The sequence below is a fragment of the Streptococcus sanguinis genome (assembly GCF_050225395.1).
Taxonomy (GTDB): domain Bacteria; phylum Bacillota; class Bacilli; order Lactobacillales; family Streptococcaceae; genus Streptococcus.
Window position 1 is genome coordinate 573073 of record NZ_CP071431.1, and the last position, 18665, is coordinate 591737.

Sequence of the window (18665 nt, forward strand, 5' to 3'; positions counted from 1 at the left end):
CTGGTGAGACCGAATTAGACAAAAGAAAAAGAGCTTACGCTCTTTGACAACTTTATCGATTCTTTAGTTCAACATAACGTTTGTACCAAATATTGACATAAGCATCTGAAAATGGACCTCTTCCGTTGTTAATCCAATCAACTAGGATTTTGACATTTTCTTTGAGAATGAAATCCAAATCATCAGAATAGTGCATCTGTTTTTTGTGGCGTTCATATTCTTCTACATCCAACAGGCGTTTTTCACCATCAGCAAAGACTTTGACGTCTAAATCATAGTCAATGTATTTTAGAGCTTCATTATCCAGATAGTAAGGGCTGGCTAGGTTGCAGTAGTATGAAGTTCCATTGTCTCGAATCATGGCAATGATATTAAACCAATATTTTTTATGAAAATAGACAATGGCAGGTTCACGTGTTACCCAACGTCGGCCATCACTTTCTGTTACCAGTGTGTGGTCATTAACGCCAATAATAGCGTTTTCTGTTGTCTTTAGTACCATGGTATCTCGCCAGGTGCGGTGAAGATTCCCATCATGCTTATAACTTTGAATTGTAATAAAGTCGCCTTCTTTTGGAAGTTTCATAACTTACCAACTTTCTACAATTTATAAGTTTATCTTCTTTATTGTAACATATTTTCATAGAAATGCATAAGTTTTCATAGAAAATCTTAAAGATATTCTCTCATGGCGCTGGCGATGTCGGAGAAATCATAGCCTTTGCGAGCTAGAGCTTGGGTCAGACGCTGTTTTAAGTCATAGCCGTCGTACTTTTTTGAGTACTTGCGGTATTGCTTGTCTAGCTCTTTATAGAGCAACTCTTGCTGGTTTTCTTGGTCTTCTTCGATTTCCAAATGCTGGTAGGCAGTTTTGGCTTGGTTATAGGAAAAACCTTTGTTTATCAAGGATTGAAGGATTTTATCTTGCAAGGCCTTGCTGGGCAGTTTTCCTTGGTGTTTTTTGAGCAGTTTTTGGGCAACCTTGTCTGTTAGTTCAGTGAAATCAAACCGGCCCAATTCTTCTTCTATGATAGTACTTGAGATCCCTTTTTGACTGAGTTTTTGTTTGAGAACAAAAGCGCCTTTGTCACCGGTGAGAAGGTTGGATTGGATAAAAGAATTAGCATATTTTCTATCATTAATCCAATTATCCTTTTTTAGATTGTCCAAGACCTGGCTGATGATTTCAGCTTGGATGTCGTGCTGCGTTAAGTAGTCTTTGACTTCCTTGGCAGTTCTTTGCTTGAAAGAAAGATGATAGAGGGCTAGATTTTTTCCGTAAGAAAATTGGGCATAGTCTTGAATTTCTGATAGTTCCTGCTCTGTGATTTCCATTCCTTTGGACAGCATGAAGCGAACAATGGTGTCTTCTGTAATATAGAGTTTTTCACTGTCGTCCAGCTCCAAGAGGAAGAGTCTTTTTTTCTTTTCGATTTTTGTGATTTTCATAGGGGATTTTGGTAAAGTCCTTTCTTTATCCAAATGCTTCAAAGGCAGCAATCAAGCGTAGTTTGTCTGTATCAACATCCTTCCTGCCATAGTAGTCAAGAAAGAGCTCTGCATATTGAGGGTCAGATAAATTATAAGTAAGAGACCAGATGGCCCAGTAAAGATCAATGTGGCGATCGCTAAGGCCGGCGAGGCCAACGTCAATAAAGCAGGAGAAAGTTGCTGCGTCTTTCAGAATGAAATTAGGCAAGCAGGCATCTCCGTGGATCAAGGCGTCCGCCGTCAGTAGCTGTCCCTGTTCTTGGATAAGCTGGTAAGCTTCCTCTCGGTTTTGGATATGAAATTGAGGCAGTAAGGCTTTTTGATAAAAGCAGCCTTTCCGAAAATTTTCCTCTGCTTGCTCTTTATAGTGCTGGAGACGATGTTTGATTGGGAAATGCTGGGGTTGGATGCTGTGAAGTTTTTTGAGCGCGGCAGCCATCGTTTGGCAAAGTTCTTCTGGCTGTTGGAGAAAGGCTAGGGCGTCCTTACCCTTGGCTTCTTTAGTCAGCAGGTAGTCTTTATCTGCCGCTAGGTAGTGGATGACAGGTACACCGAGTCCTTGCTTTTCAAACCATTTGGCAAGTGTGGCTTCTTGGGCTAACTGGTCTTTTTGGTCGATTTTCAAATAATAGCCCGTATCGGTATAGAAAACACTGGCTGCAGAATGTGAGGAGCTGTCGTAAAAGTTGGCTCCCTCTAGATAAGTTCGTATTTGCTCAGGGAATTGGGCTAGTGAAAGGGATATTTTTTCTGCTTTCATACTTTTATTGTAACATATTCTCAACTAATGCGAGGCAGCGTGGTATAATAGAAGCATGAATGTGAAAGTGAAGCAAAGAATCCCTTTGAAAATTAAGAAAATGGGGATTAATGGGGAAGGGATTGGATTTTATAAGAAAACGCTGGTCTTTGTGCCAGGGGCTTTGAAGGGTGAGGAAGTCTACTGTCAGGTGACCAGGGTTCAGCGTAATTTTATCGAGGCCAAGCTCTTGACCATCAACAAGCGGTCAAAATTTCGGGTGGAAGCACCTTGTGAGATTTATGATAGCTGTGGGGGCTGTCAAATCATGCACCTCCATTATGACAAGCAGTTGGAGTTTAAGGAAGATTTGCTGCGTCAGGCCTTGAAAAAATTTGCGCCAGCTGGCTATGAGAACTATGAGATTCGTCCGACCATTGGTATGCAGGAGCCGCTCTATTATCGGGCCAAGTTGCAGTTTCAGACTCGGAAATTTAAGGATGAGGTTAAGGCGGGGCTCTATGCCCAGAATTCCCACTATCTGGTCTCGCTGAAAAACTGTCTGGTTCAGGATAAGGTAACGCAAAAGATTATCAATAAGGTGGCTCGGCTTTTAGGCAAGTACAGGCTGCCTATCTATGATGAACGCAAGAACTCTGGGGTACGCACGGTCATGATTCGCAGAGCCAGAAAGACGGGTCAGGTGCAGATGATTTTTGTGACGGGGCGTAAGTTGGACTTTTCTCCAGTCGTTCGAGACCTAGTGGCGGAATTTCCAGAGCTGGAGACAGTGGCGGTCAATTATCATACGAGCAAGTCCAGTGAGATTTATGGGGATAAGACAGAGATTATCTGGGGTGAGGAGGCTATCCAAGAAGGAGTGCTGGACTATGAGTTCTCCCTGTCGCCTCGGGCTTTCTATCAGCTCAATCCTGAGCAGACAGAGGTGCTCTACGGGGAGGCGGTTAAGGCGCTGGATGTAACGGAAGAAGACCATTTGATTGATGCCTATTGCGGGGTTGGGACCATCGGCTTTGCCTTTGCTAAAAGGGTCAAGTCTTTGCGGGGCATGGACATCATCCCTGAGGCCATTGAAGACGCCAAGCGCAATGCCAAGCGGATGGGCTTTACCAATACGCTCTACGAGGCTGGAACGGCAGAGGAGATTATTCCTCGCTGGTATGCTGAGGGCTATCGGGCGAATGCCTTGATTGTCGATCCGCCACGAATAGGTCTGGACGATAAGCTGCTGGAGACAATTGTCCGCTATGCACCTGAGAAGATGGTCTACGTTTCCTGCAATGTCTCAACTCTGGCTCGCGATTTGGTCAAGCTCTGTCAGGTCTACGATGTTCACTATATCCAGTCAGTTGATATGTTTCCGCATACCGCTCGGACCGAGGCAGTGGTGAAATTGTCTAAGAAAGATAGCACTCGTATGGGTTCAGAAAGGACTCACAAAGGTTGACAAAATAGCTTTAAAAAAGGACTTAGTTTTCTGTGATACGGAGCTAAGTCTTTTCTTTTGGCAAAATTGCAATAATCGGAAGCGTAAGCTAGGAAGATTAGTCTCCACCTAATCAATTAGTCACAAAAAGAGAACACTCGTCAAGTGTTCTCTAATGATAATCAGTTATATTAGAATAAGCCAAAGACTAGGACTGCAAGGACGGCACCAATGATTGGTCCGACAACAGGAATCCAAGCATAGCTCCAATCGCCATTTCCTTTGTTTGGAATCGGAAGGAGACTGTGCATAATGCGAGGTCCTAAGTCACGAGCAGGGTTGAGGGCATAGCCAGTTGTTCCACCAAGTGAGAGACCAATTCCGACAATCAGTGTTCCAACTGCAAAAGTGCCAATGCCTGCTTGCAGTTTATAAAGTCCAAGAGCGAAGATAGTCAGTACAAGAACAAAGGTTCCAAGGATCTCGCTAATCAGGTTAGAGAAGGTATCTTTGATAGCCGGGCCTGTGCTGAATGTACCCAGGACGTTAGCCGGATTTTCTTCAGCCAAATAGTGAGGTTTGAACTGTAGGAAGACGAGGAACTGTCCGACCATAGCACCTGCAAACTGAGCGAGGATATACGGAAGAACAGATGCCCAAGGCAAATCACCTTTCATAGCTACTCCGATAGTTAGGGCAGGATTCAGATGGGCTGGGCCAAGGTTGCCAGATACAAAAGCAGCGATGGCAACGGCAATCCCCCATCCCATGGTAATCACAATCCAGCCTGAATTGTGGCTCTTAGTTTTGGGAAGAACTACACCTGCAACTACACCATTTCCCAAAAGGAGCAAGAGCAGTGTTCCTAAAAATTCGCCAAATATTTCTTTCATCATTTATGTTACTCCATTTAAAAGAAGGGGTGGCAGATAGTTCTTGGTCTACCGCCTCTTCTCGTATTTTCTATTTTTTTAATTCTTCTAAATCGTTATTTGCAAGGGCAGCTTGAACGTCTTTTCGATAAGCTGCTTTTTCTTCTTCTGTCCAGTCGTAGAATCGTCCCATTTCATCCAGAACAGGCTCAACAATAGCGTCTAAACCATCTCGCATAAAGAGCATGTGGTTTGTCCGGCGAAGCAAGAAGTCAACTGGGCTGAGTGCTAATTCGTTACGCATTGCATAATGCAGTGACAAGGTATCGGCTAAGCTAAGACCTGGTGCTTGTTCGATGCTGTGTGCGAGGGCAAAGACTTTAGGAGCATTCGAACCGTAAAGGTTTGCAAGATAGAAGGCTTCTTTGCTGTCTAAGCCGCGTGATACACCAAGTTGAGCAAAAGCTTCGATTTCGGAATCCACATTTGCTGGATTGAGCTCTCCGCCTGAAACAGGATAGGTCTTCGAGTTGATGAGCTTGAAGCTGCGGTCGAATTCTGCTTTGAGGATTTCAAGGACATGCTCCATGGCTCCCTCAGCCATCTTACGGAAGTCCGTAATCTTACCGCCAGCAAGGGTCAAAAGGCCATTGTTATCACGTTCTAAGCTGGAACCGCGGGACACAGCAGATGGATCCAAGTGTTTTTCAGAAGTGCTACTTTCGAGTTGCGTAACAGCCGCTTCAACATCCTCACGGGATTTTTCTTTGGCTAGATAGCTTTCAACAGTCGCAATAAGAGCGTTAAAGCTTTCGTCGCTGATAGTACCATTGTCTCCGCCGTTGTAGTCAGAAGCGCTGTTTCCTGCAATCAGAGGACGCAGACCTGCCCAGCTGCTTTCGATGTCGTCAATTGTGATCTTTGCTTCTGGGAAGCGATTATTGACAATGCCCAAGAGGTAATCCACATCTTCTTGTGTTACTTTTGGATGCTCTAGGTCGCCAGTGTAGTCAGTGTCAGTCGTGCCAAAGTAGGTTTTATTTTCACGTGGAAGAACAAAGACCATCCGGCCGTCTCCCAAGCCTGTGTCAAAGTAGACTGGCTGAGAAACCTTGATCTTGCTAGAGTCAACTACCAAGTGAACACCCTTGGTTGGACGCATTTGTGAGTATTGCTCACCGTCATTTGATAGATTGCGCACCTTATCGCTCCAAGGTCCAGTTGTGTTGATGACCAAGCGAGCCTTGATTTCGAAGGCTTCATCCGTCAAGAGGTCACGCGCAACAACGCCTGTAATCTTTCCAGATTCATCAAAGAGGAAGCCTTCTGCCTTGACATGGTTGGCAATCAGGGCACCGTCTTGATTGGCGCGTTTGATATTTTCAATCACGAGGCGCGCGTCGTTGTTGCGGAAGTCAAGATAGACACCGCCGCCGACCAGGCCTTCCTTCTTGAGTTCAGGTTCCCGTTCTAAGACTTCTTCCTTGCTCAAGACCTTGTTGGCAGCAGGAGTGTTGTTAACACCAGCCAAGAGGTCATAGAGGTCCATAGCTACTTTGAGACGGAAGAGGCTGAAAGTAGCGCCATCTTCTTCGTAGACAGGAAGCAGCATAGGATCTGGTTTTGGAATATGGGGGGCAATTTGCTGAACCACAGCACGCTCAGAAACTGTATCTGAGACCACCTCTACGTCGAATTGCTTGAGGTAACGAAGGCCACCATGGACCAATTTGGTAGAACGGCTAGAAGTCCCTTCTGCAAAGTCTTGCATTTCAATCAGACCGGTCTCCAGGCCACTAGCTGCCGCTTGCAAGGCTACCCCAGCACCGGTAATCCCACCACCAATAATCAGGAGGTCCAAGGTGCGTTCCTGCATTTTTTTAATCGATAATTCACGTGTTTTCTTTGAAAATTCCATAATTACACACTTTCTAACTTAGTCGTTTCATGCTTCTACTGACTTGATTATCAAAATATGAATCAGTATCAGTCGTCAATTTCTGCAAAGACTTGGGTTGCCTTAACGGCTTTTTTCCATCCTTTGTAGAGTTGTTCCTTGCGGGATTCATTCATAGATGGTTCAAAGAGTTCTCCAGTTTCATTGAGAGTGCGGAGTTCGTCCAAGTCTTTCCAGTAGCCTACTGACAGTCCTGCCAAGAAGGCTGCACCGAGAGCAGTTGTTTCTAAGTTTTTAGCACGGGCAATATCGATTCCCAAAATGTCAGCCTGGAACTGCATGAGGAAGTTGTTCATAGCAGCACCGCCGTCGACTTTGAGGACTTGAATAGCAGTCTTGGCATCCACCTGCATGGTATCAATGATGTCGCGTACTTGGTAAGCGATGGATTGCAGGGTAGCCTTGATAAAGTCTTCCTTGCTGGTTCCGCGGGTCAAGCCAAAGACAGAACCACGTGCATTTTGATCCCAGTAGGGAGCGCCCAGGCCTGTAAAGGCAGGTACGACATAGACTTCGTCATTGTTGTGAGAATTGAGAGCATATTTTTCAGATTCTGGTGAATTTTCAACCATCCGAAGACCGTCGCGCAGCCATTGAATGGCACTTCCGGCAATGAAGATAGAACCTTCTAAAGCATAGTAAACCTTGCCGTTGATACCGTAGCCAATGGTTGTCAAGAGGTTATTTTCAGACAGCTGCATCTCTTCACCAGTGTTCATGATGATGAAAGAACCAGTTCCATAAGTATTCTTAACCATACCAGGCTCAAAAGCTAACTGTCCAAAGAGAGCGGCCTGTTGGTCACCAGCCATACCAGAGATTGGAACTTCTCCGCCGTAGAAATGGAATGGAGCAGTCTTGCCATAGATTTCTGAGTTAGATCGAACTTCTGGAAGCATAGCCTTTGGAATGTTAAGGATTTCCAAAATCTCATCATCCCATTTAAGATCCTTGATGTTATAGAGCATTGTACGGGCTGCATTTGAGTAGTCGGTCACATGAGCCGCGCCGTCAGTCAATTTCCAAACCAGCCAGGTATCAATGGTACCAAAGAGCAATTCGCCCTTTTCAGCTCTTTCTTGCGCTCCCTCAACATGGTCCAAAATCCAGCGAACCTTGGTAGCAGAGAAGTAAGCATCAATAATCAAACCAGTTTTTTCATGGAATTTTTCTACATAGCCTTGGCTTTTAAGCTGTTCAGCCAGAGGAGCTGTCTGACGAGACTGCCAAACGATAGCATTGTAGATAGGAAGACCTGTATTCTTATCCCATACGACAGTTGTCTCACGCTGGTTGGTGATCCCGATGGCTTCGATTTGGTTGGGTTTGACTCCACTTTCGATGAAAGCACCGGCGATAACGGACTGCACTGAGTTCCAAATCTCATTGGCATTGTGCTCAACCCACCCAGCTTGAGGGAAAATCTGAGTAAATTCTTTTTGACTGGAGCTAACTTTTTCTCCTTTTTTGTTAAAGATGATGGCGCGGGAACTAGTAGTTCCTTGGTCGATGGCCATGATGTATTTTTCTTGTGACATGAACTGTCCTCCTGGTAAAAATCTTGAGGATGTTTCCTCTACAGTAACTAGTATATAAAATAAAACGCTTTCTTTTTTATCAACTTTTTTTAAATTTTTAAAAAAATTGAGGAGATTGTGCGAAAATCACAAAGAAACCTGGATTTCTCCAAGTTTCTTAATGAAATATCATGTGACGGATTTGTGCTAAATCTTCCAAATCCAGGTCATTTTTTAAATAATAGATAGGAACCTGCTGGGCCTGATGAATAGGATTGTTGGTGATGATGAGGTCATAATTTCTGGTAAGGTCGTAGGATTCAATCGTAATAAAGCGATTGTACTCTAAGTACCGCCTTAAAATGGCAGTCATCCTGGAAACAACGATAAAGCTATCTATCAAGTCCATGCCTATCTTGATGACTTGACCGTCGTTTTCAGCAATGTATTCCATCAGCTGGAGCCATTCCCACAAAACTTTTTTATCCAGAGATGTTCCCTGCTGGAAAATAGGCAGTTTGCTAAAAATAGTGTCTGCCACTTGTCGATAATCGTATTCGCTCCATAAGTAAGGATGGCGCAATTCTAGATTATGCTTGTATTTATCTTGCAAGAGATAGCCTCGGAAAAGAAAGACGCGGGCGCAGAGCTGGCTGAGTTCGTAGGTCACTTGGTCTTCGATGTAGTCACCTAGCAAGTCCTGGCCCTTCATCTCTTGAATCAGTTGCGTAATCAGACTGGCAATTTCACCGCCAAAGCCCAGTATATACTCCATGGTGTGTAAGGGTAAAATCCGATGGGAAAGCAGAAATGAAAAGAAAATCATCATTTCCCCATCTTCCTGACTCAGCGTAATGTGCTGTCCGGCAAAGAAATCATTAGTCCGGCGATGCAAGCGTTGGTAGAAGATATTTTCAAAATAGCCCTGCATTTTCTGCTCAATGTTTTGGAATTGACAGGCATTGACTCTTAGGCGCTGTTGGGTAATATGTGCCCAAAGAGCCAAGTCCAATCGCTGCCCTTGAGAGAGTTGGGTTCCGCAGAGTTCTTCTAAGACGGCAACTTCCTGCCTTCTTTCTGATTTTTGAAGTTCCTTTTCCCAATCTTGGCTGGACCAGACTTTGCGAAAGAGGCAGAAATAAAAATAGCGGATCTGGTGCTCAGGCCCTTTTAAGCGGCCATTTTGGATAGATAGCTCAAACTCTGATAAAATCTGATTTAGACCGGATATGTGACGGCCGAGTGTTGCTTCACTGATCATCAGCTCCTGAGCTAATTGATGAGCTAAAAACTGCTGATGATAGAGCAAATAGTTCAAGATCTGAAATTTAATAGCATTGCCCAAGAAAAGTCTGCGAATGTCCCGACCTTTGGTATCAGGTCCGACGGATAGTCTGAGCGTTTCGTCTTGAAGATGAATTGTTAAGTCTACCTTTTCTTCAATAGCTTTATCGTTGATCAGGCTAATGTACTTGGTCAAGGTTGCTTTTGAGAAGCCTGTTTCAGACATAACGTCCTTCAAACTGGATGTAGAATGTTGCTGTAAATAAGACAGGACAATAAACTGCCCCGCTTCACTCTTTTCCATTAAGTCTGCAAGATACATACGAAAACCCTCTCAATTCACTAATCTTAGCTTATCACAAAAGGGAAAAAAGACGAAGCAATGTGCTTTATTTTTTCTTATCGTTGCCTGAGGCAATAATGGAAGGCAGAAGTCTATCATCATGTCTATCTTAATTCGCTATTCTATTTCTTTTGAACAAGCGTAAGAGGAGCAGATACTCATGCTTTTTTGCTTTGGGTCTGATAGATTTTTTATGGTATAATTGTAGAAAAATAACGATGAGGGAGCAGCTATGGATAATGTGATTGATTTGTCTATCCCAGTGGCAGAAGTGATTGAGAAGCAGCCTGAAGTTTTGGATGTTTTGGTCGAGTTGGGCTTTACGCCTCTGGCCAATCCCGTTATGCGCAATACAGTCGGGCGCGTGGTTTCTATCAAAAAAGGTGCTGGTATGAATGGCATTGACCTTAATAAAATCAAGCAAACTCTGGAATTAAATGGCTATGAAGTGGTGGGGATTTAGGAATGGCTACTGAACGCATTGAAGTCCTCAAGTCAATCTTGCTGGATTTACATAACGGAGCTTCGGCAGAGTCCGTTCAGGAGCTTTTCAACGAGCATTTTGCTGGTGTGTCCGCTATCGAGATCAGCCTGATGGAGCATGAGCTAATGAACTCGGATACGGGAGTGACCTTTGAAGATGTCATGTCTCTCTGCAATGTCCATGCCAACCTCTTTAAAGGTGCCATTCAGAATGTGGAGGTGGCTGATACCGACCATCCAGGCCATCCAGTTCAGGTCTTCAAGCAGGAAAATCTAGCGCTTCGGGCTGCCCTCATGCGGGTTCGCAGGCTCCTATCTACCTATGAAAGCACTGAAGATGAGGACCTTCTTCCTGAAATCCGCAAAGGACTCCAGCGCCAGCTGGGTTTGGTGGGGCAGTTTGATATCCACTATCAGCGCAAGGAAGAGCTCATGTTTCCCATCATGGAGAGCTACGGCCACGATTCGCCTCCCAAGGTCATGTGGGGGGTAGATGACCAGATTCGAGACCTCTTCCAAGAGGCTAAGATTGCTGCAGAGCAGCTGCCGGATACTTCGATTGAAGAAGTCAAGGACAAGTTTGAGACTTTTGCTGCTGAGTTTGAAGCTATGATTTTCAAGGAAGAGTCCATTTTGCTGATGATACTCCTCGAGTCCTTTACTCAGGATGACTGGCTCAAGATTGCTGAGGAGAGCGATGCTTATGGCTATGCCATTATCAAGCCAGCGGAAAAATGGATTCCTGCGCGTCACTCATTTTCGGAGGAGGAAGCTGGGGATGCTGCTGATGAGGGAAGCGAAGCGCCAGCCAGCACAGAACAGGCTAGTGATGGCAGATTTCAGCAGGTCATTGATACGCCGGATGGTCAGGTCATCATTTCCTTTAAGCCCAAGGAAAAGAAGGAGCAAGCCTTTAATCGGGACTCCCAGCAGCTTTTTGGTCATGGTTATCTGTCGGTGGCGGAGGCTAATCTGATTTTGGACCATCTGCCCATGGAGATTACCTTTGTGAATAAGGACGATATTTTCCAGTATTATAATGACAACGTGCCGGCGGACGAGATGATTTTCAAGCGGACGCCGTCCCAGATAGGGCGCAATGTCGAGCTCTGTCACCCGCCCAAGTTTTTGGATAAGGTACGGCGGATTTTCAAGGCTCTGCGCCAGGGAGAGCGGGACAAGTTTGAGATGTGGTTCAAGTCGGAATCGCGGGGCAAGTTTGTCCATGTGACCTATGCGGCGGTGCGGGATGAATCTGGTGAATTTCAGGGGGTGCTGGAGTATGTACAGGACATTCAGCCTTTCCGTGATATTGACAGTAATTTTTACCGAGATTTGGACTAGGTATTTGCAGTTAGAAAGTGAGAAACATGAGTTACGAACAGGAATTTTTACAGGAGTTTGAAGCTTGGGTCAAGACCCAGGTCATGATTAATGAGATGGCCCTCAAGGAGAGTCAGGCAGTCTACGAGGCAGACCAAGATGAGCGGGCTAAGGAAGCGGCCATTCGCTATGAAAGTCGTCTAGATGCCTACCAGTTCCTTTTGGGGAAATTCGCCAACTATCAGGCGGGCAAAGGATTTCACGACCTGCCAGACGGACTTTTGGGTGAGAGAAATTATTGATTTTTGGCTGGAAAGGTGATAGAATAGGTTCATCAGAGGTGTTTTGAGTCAAGCATTTTACAGAAAGTGGCAGTGCTGAGAAGTCCACAAATGTGTCAAGACTGGTTGCTGATGAATGAAAATGAAATATTATTGTCTTTTTGTTTTAAAGACTAAAGTTGCGGGCATCTGCCCGAAATTGGGTGGTACCGCGGATAAACACATTCGTCCCTGTCATGGATATGGCAGGGGCGATTTTTTATAGAAAGCGAGGGAGGAAGATGGAGCAAGCACGATTACCAGATCGATTAGAAACGGAACGGCTAGTGTTGCGAGTCCGCACCGTGTCTGATGCATTGGATATCTTTGACTATGCCAGTCGGCCAGAAGTCTCCTACCCAGCAGGTTTTCCACCTGTCAAGACCTTGGAAGATGAGATTTATTACCTAGAACATATCCTTCCTGAGCGTAATGAAAAGGATAATCTCCCAGCAGGCTATGGAATTATCGTTAAAGGAACCGATACAATCATTGGTTCTGTCGATTTCCCCCGTCGCTACGAAGACGATGTACTGGAGATTGGCTATATCTTGCACCCAGACTATTGGGGTCGAGGCTATGTGCCTGAAGCAGCGCGTGCCTTGATTGACCTAGGCTTTAAAGAATTGGGTCTTCACAAGATTGAGCTGACTTGTTTTGGCTACAATATCCAAAGTCAACGAGTTGCAGAGAAACTTGGTTTCACTCTTGAAGCTCGTATCCGAGACCGCAAAGATATTCAAGGCAATCGCTGTGATGATTTGAGATATGGGTTGCTGAGGAGTGAGTGGGAGGAAAATGATGGAATTCTTAAAAAATATAGATAAAGATAGTGTAACATTTTGGATTGCTTTAGCGGCATTAGTAAGCCCAGGGATTGTTGAGTTAATCAGAGGTTTTTTTGACAGAAGTCGTCAAAAAAAAGAGATGGAGTTAAAACGAAAACAAAAATGTATTGCAAATGTGATTACTTATTTAGAGAGTGTGAATGATTATTTGGAAATAATTGATATAAATTTTCCTTCGGAGATTGATGACGAGAAAGAGAAAAAGAAAATTATATCCAAAAATAAGTCATTCAGACTAAAAAGTATTGTTCTCGCTAATTTCTATGAACAGAATATGTGGAAACAGGATATCTTTGAATCTAACAGTTTAGATCTATATTTTTCTAAACTTATAGATGGCAAAGTATCCTCTCCAATGATAAATACTATTGAAATTATTCAATCTTTTATAGATAGTACTTCTGATACAGACAATTATATAGAATTAAAGACTTTAATAGATATACTTCCTCGCATCTTATCCGATTATTCTTTTAAAGAGGATACTAATTTTATATCTCGACAAACCAAAGATTATATAAAAAATAAGAGGATAACTTATCAAAATGAAAAAGAGACAAGTTCTGACTATACAATAAAGTCAAAAGAGAGTGTTTCTGAATATTATAAAAGAGTATTTAATAAACTAGAAGAAATTGATAAATTTGATCTAAACAAGTTATCCGGTGTTTCAGGTAGAGTATCTTTTTCAGATAACGTATCCTGGAGAGAGAAAGAAAAGATTAGATTTAAAAATGGTAAAGAAATTGTTTTGAATGTTGGGATAAAAAAATCAGAGGCTCAAACACTTATTAATGGAATTCTATTACAACAAGTAATACAAAATAAGCAAACGTAATAGATTGTACAAATTTTTTATTAACTAGAAAGGACACACACATGTCTAAAGAACTTTCACCTAAATACAATCCAGCCGAGGTTGAGGCTGGTCGTTATCAAAAATGGCTTGATGCTGATGTTTTCAAGCCTTCTGGAGATCAAAAGGCTAAGCCTTATTCGATCGTGATTCCACCACCAAACGTTACTGGGAAACTCCACCTTGGTCATGCTTGGGATACGACTCTGCAGGATATTATCATTCGTCAAAAACGCATGCAAGGCTTTGATACGCTTTGGCTTCCGGGGATGGACCACGCTGGGATTGCGACTCAGGCTAAGGTCGAGGAGCGCTTGCGGGAGCAAGGCATTTCCCGCTATGACCTGGGTCGTGAGAAATTTCTCGATAAGGTCTGGGAATGGAAAGACGAATATGCGACGACCATCAAGGAACAATGGGGCAAGATGGGGATCTCTGTAGACTACTCTCGTGAGCGTTTCACCCTTGATGAAGGTCTGTCAAAAGCCGTCCGCAAGGTCTTTGTCGAGCTTTACAAGAAAGGCTGGATCTACCGTGGTGAGTTTATCATCAACTGGGACCCAGCAGCTCGCACAGCCTTGTCTGATATCGAGGTTATTCACAAGGACGTTGAAGGTGCCTTCTACCACATGAACTACATGCTGGAAGATGGTTCACGCGCCCTTGAAGTTGCGACCACGCGTCCTGAGACGATGTTTGGAGATGTGGCCGTTGCGGTCAATCCAGAAGACCCACGCTACAAGGACTTGATTGGCCAAAACGTTATTCTGCCAATCGCTAATAAACTAATCCCAATCGTTGCGGACGAACACGCAGATCCTGAGTTTGGTACAGGTGTCGTAAAAATCACGCCTGCTCACGATCCAAATGACTTCTTGGTTGGTCAACGCCATAACTTGCCACAAGTCAACGTCATGAACGATGACGGAACCATGAATGACTTGGCCTTTGAATTTGCAGGGTTAGACCGTTTCGAAGCCCGCAAAGCGGTTGTCAATAAACTGGAAGAAATCGGTGCTCTGGTTAAAATCAAAAAACGTGTCCACAGTGTTGGTCACTCAGAGCGGACAGGAGTTATGGTTGAGCCGCGTTTGTCTACGCAATGGTTCGTCAAGATGGACCAATTGGCGAAGAATGCTATTGCCAACCAAGACACAGAGGACAAGGTAGAATTTTACCCACCTCGTTTCAATGATACCTTCCTCCAATGGATGGAAAATGTCCACGACTGGGTTATCTCTCGGCAGCTCTGGTGGGGGCACCAAATACCTGCTTGGTACAATGGAAATGGCGAAATTTATGTGGGCGAAGAAGCGCCAGAAGGTGACGGATGGACGCAAGACGAAGACGTCTTGGATACTTGGTTCAGTTCAGCCCTTTGGCCCTTCTCAACCATGGGCTGGCCGGATGTCGACTCAGAGGACTTCAAACGTTACTTCCCAACTTCAACCTTGGTAACAGGTTACGACATCATCTTCTTCTGGGTGTCTCGTATGATCTTCCAATCATTGGAATTCACTGGCCGTCAGCCATTCCAAAACGTTCTTATCCACGGTCTTATCCGTGACGAGCAAGGACGTAAGATGTCTAAATCTCTCGGTAATGGGATTGATCCAATGGATGTCATCGAGAAATACGGTGCCGATGCCCTGCGTTGGTTCCTATCAAACGGCTCTGCCCCTGGACAAGACGTCCGCTTCTCTTACGAGAAAATGGATGCTTCTTGGAACTTCATTAACAAAATCTGGAACATTTCCCGCTATATCCTCATGAACAATGAAGGCTTGACGCTGGATGCGGCGCGTGAGGATGTCGCTCAGGTGGCGGCTGGTCAGGCAGGTAATGTCACTGACCGCTGGATTCTCCACAACCTCAATGAAACCATTGGCAAGGTCACTGAGAACTTCGATAAGTTTGAATTTGGTGTAGCTGGACACATTCTCTACAACTTCATTTGGGATGAATTTGCCGACTGGTATGTGGAGCTGACTAAGGAAGTGCTTTACAGCGATAATGAAGACGAGAAAGTCATCACTCGCTCTGTCCTCCTTTACACGCTGGACCAAATCCTGCGTCTGCTTCACCCAATCATGCCTTTCGTGACCGAGGAAATCTTTGGTCAAATCTCAGAAGGCACCATTGTGACAGCGGCTTATCCAGTAGTTCGTCCAGAGTTTGAAAATGCCGAGGCAGCAGCTGGCGTGGAAGCCCTCAAGGATCTGATCCGTTCGGTGCGCAATAGCAGAGCTGAGGTCAATGTGGCGCCAAGCAAGCCGATTACCATCTTGATTAAGACGACAGACAGTGCGCTGCAAACCTTCTTCAAGGATAATATCAACTATATCAAGCGCTTCACCAATCCTGAGCATTTGGAAATCGCAGCAGACCTTGCTGTTCCAGAGCTGGTCATGTCCAGTATCATCACAGGCGCAGAAATCTACTTGCCGCTGGCAGACCTCCTCAATATTGAGGAAGAACTGGCTCGTCTCGAAAAAGAACTAGCCAAGTGGCAGAAAGAACTGGATATGGTCGGCAAGAAACTCTCTAACGAGCGTTTCGTAGCCAACGCCAAACCAGAAGTCGTCCAAAAAGAACGCGACAAACAAGCCGACTACCAAGCCAAGTACGACGCGACCGTAGCGCGGATCGATGAGATGAAGAAGTTGGTGAAATAAAACAAGAAATACTTAGTAGACAGTTTATGCCTTTGGTCTGCTTTTTTACGTAGTTTATGCTAAACTGATGGTAAGAGTTCAAAAAGGAGATAATACATGAAACTAATAATAGATAATATAGGGAACGTTAAACATGCAGAAATTGAAATAAAAGGAATTACAATTATTGCTGGATATAATGGTACCGGAAAGAGTACAATTAGCCGTTCTTTATTTTCGATATTTAGTGCTAACTATGATGTAATTAATAAAATTTCAAGTGATCGAACTAAATCAATTAATAATATTTTATCAAATTATTTGTCAGATATTGAGTTAAACGGGGAAGCTTTTTCTGAAAGAGATCAATTTAGAAGAATAGCACCAAGACATATTGTTAGAGAGTTAATAAAAATAATTTCAGACAATTTATTACTTATTCTTGATGAAAATTTTGGTGAACTTCATAAAAATAATCTTAAACAAAGTATTAATGAATCAATTGATGAATTTAATAATAAATATGTTAAATTTTCCGTTTCAAGTCTTGATGCCATAGATTTGGAAGCTATTTCTAATAGCATTGAAGGAGTGTTGTCTCAGTCGGACCAATCTATTTTTAATCAAATTTTAACAAAGCATTTAAATGATGAATTTCATAATCAAATAAATAATATATATGACCCAGTAATGGGAACAATCTCGCTACAAGTAAAAGAAGAGCAAATAAATGTCGAAGTTAACCAAAATGTAGCTTCTTCAGATAAATTAGTTAATTTTAGAACAGATGTAGTTTATATTGATGATGCGGCAGCTATAGTTGATAATATATATTCGGATAGCTTTTGGTTTAGAATTAATTCAAAATTGAATCATAATACTCACTTAATAGAACAAATTGAAGATGAAAGTTATGATACATATACCTTACGAGCTAGGGCAACAGATAGATTAGACATAGTATTTAGAAATATTAACGATATATTGGGAACCGATTTTGTTAATACTTCAGAAGATGAGGAAGATGAGAAAAAACTTAATCTTATTAATTATTCTTCAGGCATGAAATCATTTTACTTAATTAAATCTCTTTTGGAAAAAGGAGTAATTAGAGAAAATGGAACACTGATATTAGATGAACCTGAAGTTCATTTACATCCAGAATGGCAATTAAAATTTGCTGAAATTATCGTATTACTCCAGAAGGAATTTGGATTGCATATTCTTATTAACACTCATAGTCCCTATCTTTTGAATGCTATTGAAGTTTATTCGAAAATTCATAAACTTATGTCAGATACAAAATACTATTTAGCGAGAATTGATAAATCAAATATTCCTATTATCGAAGATATTAAACACGAAACAAATCAAATTTATGATTTATTAACAGTACCTTTTGAAAAGCTTGACAAGCTCGAGGAATTTTTGGAGGGGAATAATGATTAGTTGTTTTATGAATGGTCATGTCATCAAAACTAGCTGCAAAAAAACACTGAGAGATTGTTCGAAAGATGACCACGGGAACGCTTTATCGAATATTGTTGACGATGTGGTTGATTTTGATAATGTAAAAAAATTTTATTGTGACAAACATTTAAATGCATCATATACAATTTTAAAATCAGTTGATACTTATTTGGAAGGAAATAATAATCAAATATTTTTGATAGAATTTAAGAATGCTAAGATTGATCAAAAACAGAAGCATGGGCTAAATTTAAAATTGAAAGATAGTCTTTTGATTTTGACAGACTCATTTGGATTTAATTTGAAAGATTTTCAAAAACGATTGAATTATATTGTAGTATATAGCGAAGAGAAGAATGATGTTTCGTCGCAATATCTTGAATTTGCTACAGAAAATGATATCCCAGCGAGCTTTAAGAATAGGAATTTAAAGAAAAAAATTTCAAAAAGAACCACTAAACAATTTTTTACGTTTTGGGGTTTAAGTAAATATGAACATAGTCTAGTTAATGAGGTATATACTTTAAACGAACATGAGTTTTTAGATTACTATAATTTAAAAATAAACCATGTAAAAAGAAATGTAAGTTCGTATTCGTTTTCTTGATCTATAATTTTCTTCACACTGAAAATTTTTAAAAGACTTTATTCAGTCTAACATTAGTTATTGCCCATTATCTCATTAGCTAATTACTTTTAGAAAGTAGGTAACTACATGACAAATTCTGTAAGTTCGAACCGACCTGAGAAGTACAACATTGCAGCTTTCTTCTCAGGTGTTGGGGGAATTGAGTTGAGGTTTGAACTGACCAACATGTTCAGAGCGATGTATGCCAATGAGTTTGATAAGTATGTGTGTCAAACTTACCAATTAAACTAACCAGATACCTATTTGGATGGTCGTGATATTCATGCTGTTCAGCAAGAAGGCATTTCCAACTAGGCATTTGGAGATTATTATGAAAGGCTCTACTTTAATAAAAACTCCCTCAACCAAGCTCAGTTTCATCTGAGCTTGGTTTTTCTATTCACCCTCCCTCACAATCCGTCACCGACTTAAT

At 42.5% G+C, this 18665-nt stretch carries 16 protein-coding genes and 1 pseudogene; 10 read left to right on the forward strand and 7 right to left on the reverse strand.

Annotated features, from left to right (window positions below):
• Nucleotides 1–52: 52 nt before the first annotated feature.
• From ntdP to J1C81_RS02940, 3 genes are all read right to left on the reverse strand, one after another.
• Nucleotides 53–586 (reverse strand): nucleoside tri-diphosphate phosphatase, encoded by a 534-nt coding sequence (gene ntdP / locus J1C81_RS02930; protein WP_002896978.1) that lies wholly within the window; start codon nucleotides 584–586, stop codon nucleotides 53–55.
• Nucleotides 587–672: 86 nt separating this feature from the next.
• On the reverse strand, nucleotides 673–1449 hold the full coding sequence (gene recX / locus J1C81_RS02935) for a recombination regulator RecX (RefSeq protein WP_002914501.1): 777 nt from the start codon (nucleotides 1447–1449) through the stop codon (nucleotides 673–675).
• Nucleotides 1450–1474: 25 nt separating this feature from the next.
• Nucleotides 1475–2251, reverse strand: coding sequence for an aminoglycoside 3'-phosphotransferase (locus J1C81_RS02940; protein WP_002914502.1), 777 nt, complete (start codon nucleotides 2249–2251; stop codon nucleotides 1475–1477).
• Nucleotides 2252–2306: 55 nt separating this feature from the next.
• Between J1C81_RS02940 and rlmD the strand changes: the two genes are divergently transcribed.
• Complete coding sequence (gene rlmD, locus J1C81_RS02945) at nucleotides 2307–3698, forward strand: 23S rRNA (uracil(1939)-C(5))-methyltransferase RlmD (RefSeq protein ID WP_002914503.1); 1392 nt, start codon at nucleotides 2307–2309, stop codon at nucleotides 3696–3698.
• A gap of 170 nt (nucleotides 3699–3868) precedes the next feature.
• On the opposite strand, the gene J1C81_RS02950 is transcribed toward rlmD, so the two are convergent.
• The 4 genes from J1C81_RS02950 to J1C81_RS02965 form a co-directional block, all read right to left on the reverse strand.
• Entirely contained in the window at nucleotides 3869–4573 is a 705-nt protein-coding gene (locus J1C81_RS02950; RefSeq protein ID WP_002914504.1) for an MIP/aquaporin family protein, read from the reverse strand.
• Nucleotides 4574–4640: 67 nt separating this feature from the next.
• Nucleotides 4641–6467 carry a type 1 glycerol-3-phosphate oxidase gene (gene glpO, locus J1C81_RS02955; protein ID WP_002914505.1) on the reverse strand — a complete coding sequence of 609 codons (1827 nt, stop codon included), beginning with the start codon at nucleotides 6465–6467 and terminating at the stop codon, nucleotides 4641–4643.
• A gap of 68 nt (nucleotides 6468–6535) precedes the next feature.
• Nucleotides 6536–8044, reverse strand: coding sequence for a glycerol kinase GlpK (glpK, locus tag J1C81_RS02960; protein ID WP_002914506.1), 1509 nt, complete (start codon nucleotides 8042–8044; stop codon nucleotides 6536–6538).
• A gap of 157 nt (nucleotides 8045–8201) precedes the next feature.
• Complete coding sequence (locus tag J1C81_RS02965; RefSeq protein ID WP_002914507.1) at nucleotides 8202–9629, reverse strand: helix-turn-helix domain-containing protein; 1428 nt, start codon at nucleotides 9627–9629, stop codon at nucleotides 8202–8204.
• 253 nt (nucleotides 9630–9882) lie between these two features.
• Here J1C81_RS02965 and J1C81_RS02970 point away from each other — a divergent pair, with 253 nt between their 5' ends.
• From J1C81_RS02970 to J1C81_RS03010, 9 genes and pseudogenes are all read left to right on the forward strand, one after another.
• Complete coding sequence (locus J1C81_RS02970; RefSeq protein ID WP_002894544.1) at nucleotides 9883–10113, forward strand: DUF1858 domain-containing protein; 231 nt, start codon at nucleotides 9883–9885, stop codon at nucleotides 10111–10113.
• A 2-nt stretch (nucleotides 10114–10115) separates the two neighbouring features.
• Complete coding sequence (locus tag J1C81_RS02975) at nucleotides 10116–11477, forward strand: DUF438 domain-containing protein (protein WP_002909037.1); 1362 nt, start codon at nucleotides 10116–10118, stop codon at nucleotides 11475–11477.
• 26 nt (nucleotides 11478–11503) lie between these two features.
• On the forward strand, nucleotides 11504–11758 hold the full coding sequence (locus J1C81_RS02980; protein WP_002899692.1) for a DUF1912 family protein: 255 nt from the start codon (nucleotides 11504–11506) through the stop codon (nucleotides 11756–11758).
• Between the two features lie 260 nt (nucleotides 11759–12018).
• Nucleotides 12019–12603, forward strand: a complete 585-nt coding sequence (locus J1C81_RS02985) for a GNAT family N-acetyltransferase (protein WP_032909669.1) — start codon at nucleotides 12019–12021, stop codon at nucleotides 12601–12603.
• Nucleotides 12575–13462, forward strand: a complete 888-nt coding sequence (locus J1C81_RS02990; protein WP_002914509.1) for a hypothetical protein — start codon at nucleotides 12575–12577, stop codon at nucleotides 13460–13462. Before J1C81_RS02985 ends, J1C81_RS02990 begins: the two co-directional genes overlap by 29 nt.
• Nucleotides 13463–13503: 41 nt before the next feature.
• Entirely contained in the window at nucleotides 13504–16155 is a 2652-nt protein-coding gene (locus tag J1C81_RS02995; RefSeq protein ID WP_002914510.1) for a valine--tRNA ligase, read from the forward strand.
• Between the two features lie 96 nt (nucleotides 16156–16251).
• On the forward strand, nucleotides 16252–17583 hold the full coding sequence (locus tag J1C81_RS03000) for an AAA family ATPase (protein ID WP_002914512.1): 1332 nt from the start codon (nucleotides 16252–16254) through the stop codon (nucleotides 17581–17583).
• The gene (locus J1C81_RS03005) at nucleotides 17576–18211 is read left to right on the forward strand and encodes a hypothetical protein (protein WP_002914517.1); all 636 of its coding nucleotides are present in this window, start codon (nucleotides 17576–17578) and stop codon (nucleotides 18209–18211) included. Before J1C81_RS03000 ends, J1C81_RS03005 begins: the two co-directional genes overlap by 8 nt.
• Nucleotides 18212–18319: 108 nt before the next feature.
• Nucleotides 18320–18572, forward strand: a pseudogene (locus J1C81_RS03010) (DNA cytosine methyltransferase); the annotation flags it as partial.
• Between the last annotated feature and the right edge of the window lie 93 nt (nucleotides 18573–18665).

What these genes read in the sequence shown, in the direction of transcription:
- ntdP (WP_002896978.1), bottom strand. Translation starts at nt 586, where the DNA reads ATGAAACTTCCAAAAGAAGGCGACTTTATTACAATTCAAAGTTATAAG.
- J1C81_RS02965 (WP_002914507.1), bottom strand. Translation starts at nt 9,629, where the DNA reads ATGTATCTTGCAGACTTAATGGAAAAGAGTGAAGCGGGGCAGTTTATT.
- J1C81_RS02990 (WP_002914509.1), top strand. Translation starts at nt 12,575, where the DNA reads ATGATGGAATTCTTAAAAAATATAGATAAAGATAGTGTAACATTTTGG.
- J1C81_RS02975 (WP_002909037.1), top strand. Translation starts at nt 10,116, where the DNA reads ATGGCTACTGAACGCATTGAAGTCCTCAAGTCAATCTTGCTGGATTTA.
- glpK (WP_002914506.1), bottom strand. Translation starts at nt 8,044, where the DNA reads ATGTCACAAGAAAAATACATCATGGCCATCGACCAAGGAACTACTAGT.
- J1C81_RS03000 (WP_002914512.1), top strand. Translation starts at nt 16,252, where the DNA reads ATGAAACTAATAATAGATAATATAGGGAACGTTAAACATGCAGAAATT.
- J1C81_RS03005 (WP_002914517.1), top strand. Translation starts at nt 17,576, where the DNA reads ATGATTAGTTGTTTTATGAATGGTCATGTCATCAAAACTAGCTGCAAA.
- J1C81_RS02940 (WP_002914502.1), bottom strand. Translation starts at nt 2,251, where the DNA reads ATGAAAGCAGAAAAAATATCCCTTTCACTAGCCCAATTCCCTGAGCAA.
- recX (WP_002914501.1), bottom strand. Translation starts at nt 1,449, where the DNA reads ATGAAAATCACAAAAATCGAAAAGAAAAAAAGACTCTTCCTCTTGGAG.
- J1C81_RS02995 (WP_002914510.1), top strand. Translation starts at nt 13,504, where the DNA reads ATGTCTAAAGAACTTTCACCTAAATACAATCCAGCCGAGGTTGAGGCT.
- rlmD (WP_002914503.1), top strand. Translation starts at nt 2,307, where the DNA reads ATGAATGTGAAAGTGAAGCAAAGAATCCCTTTGAAAATTAAGAAAATG.
- J1C81_RS02970 (WP_002894544.1), top strand. Translation starts at nt 9,883, where the DNA reads ATGGATAATGTGATTGATTTGTCTATCCCAGTGGCAGAAGTGATTGAG.
- J1C81_RS02980 (WP_002899692.1), top strand. Translation starts at nt 11,504, where the DNA reads ATGAGTTACGAACAGGAATTTTTACAGGAGTTTGAAGCTTGGGTCAAG.
- glpO (WP_002914505.1), bottom strand. Translation starts at nt 6,467, where the DNA reads ATGGAATTTTCAAAGAAAACACGTGAATTATCGATTAAAAAAATGCAG.
- J1C81_RS02985 (WP_032909669.1), top strand. Translation starts at nt 12,019, where the DNA reads ATGGAGCAAGCACGATTACCAGATCGATTAGAAACGGAACGGCTAGTG.
- J1C81_RS02950 (WP_002914504.1), bottom strand. Translation starts at nt 4,573, where the DNA reads ATGATGAAAGAAATATTTGGCGAATTTTTAGGAACACTGCTCTTGCTC.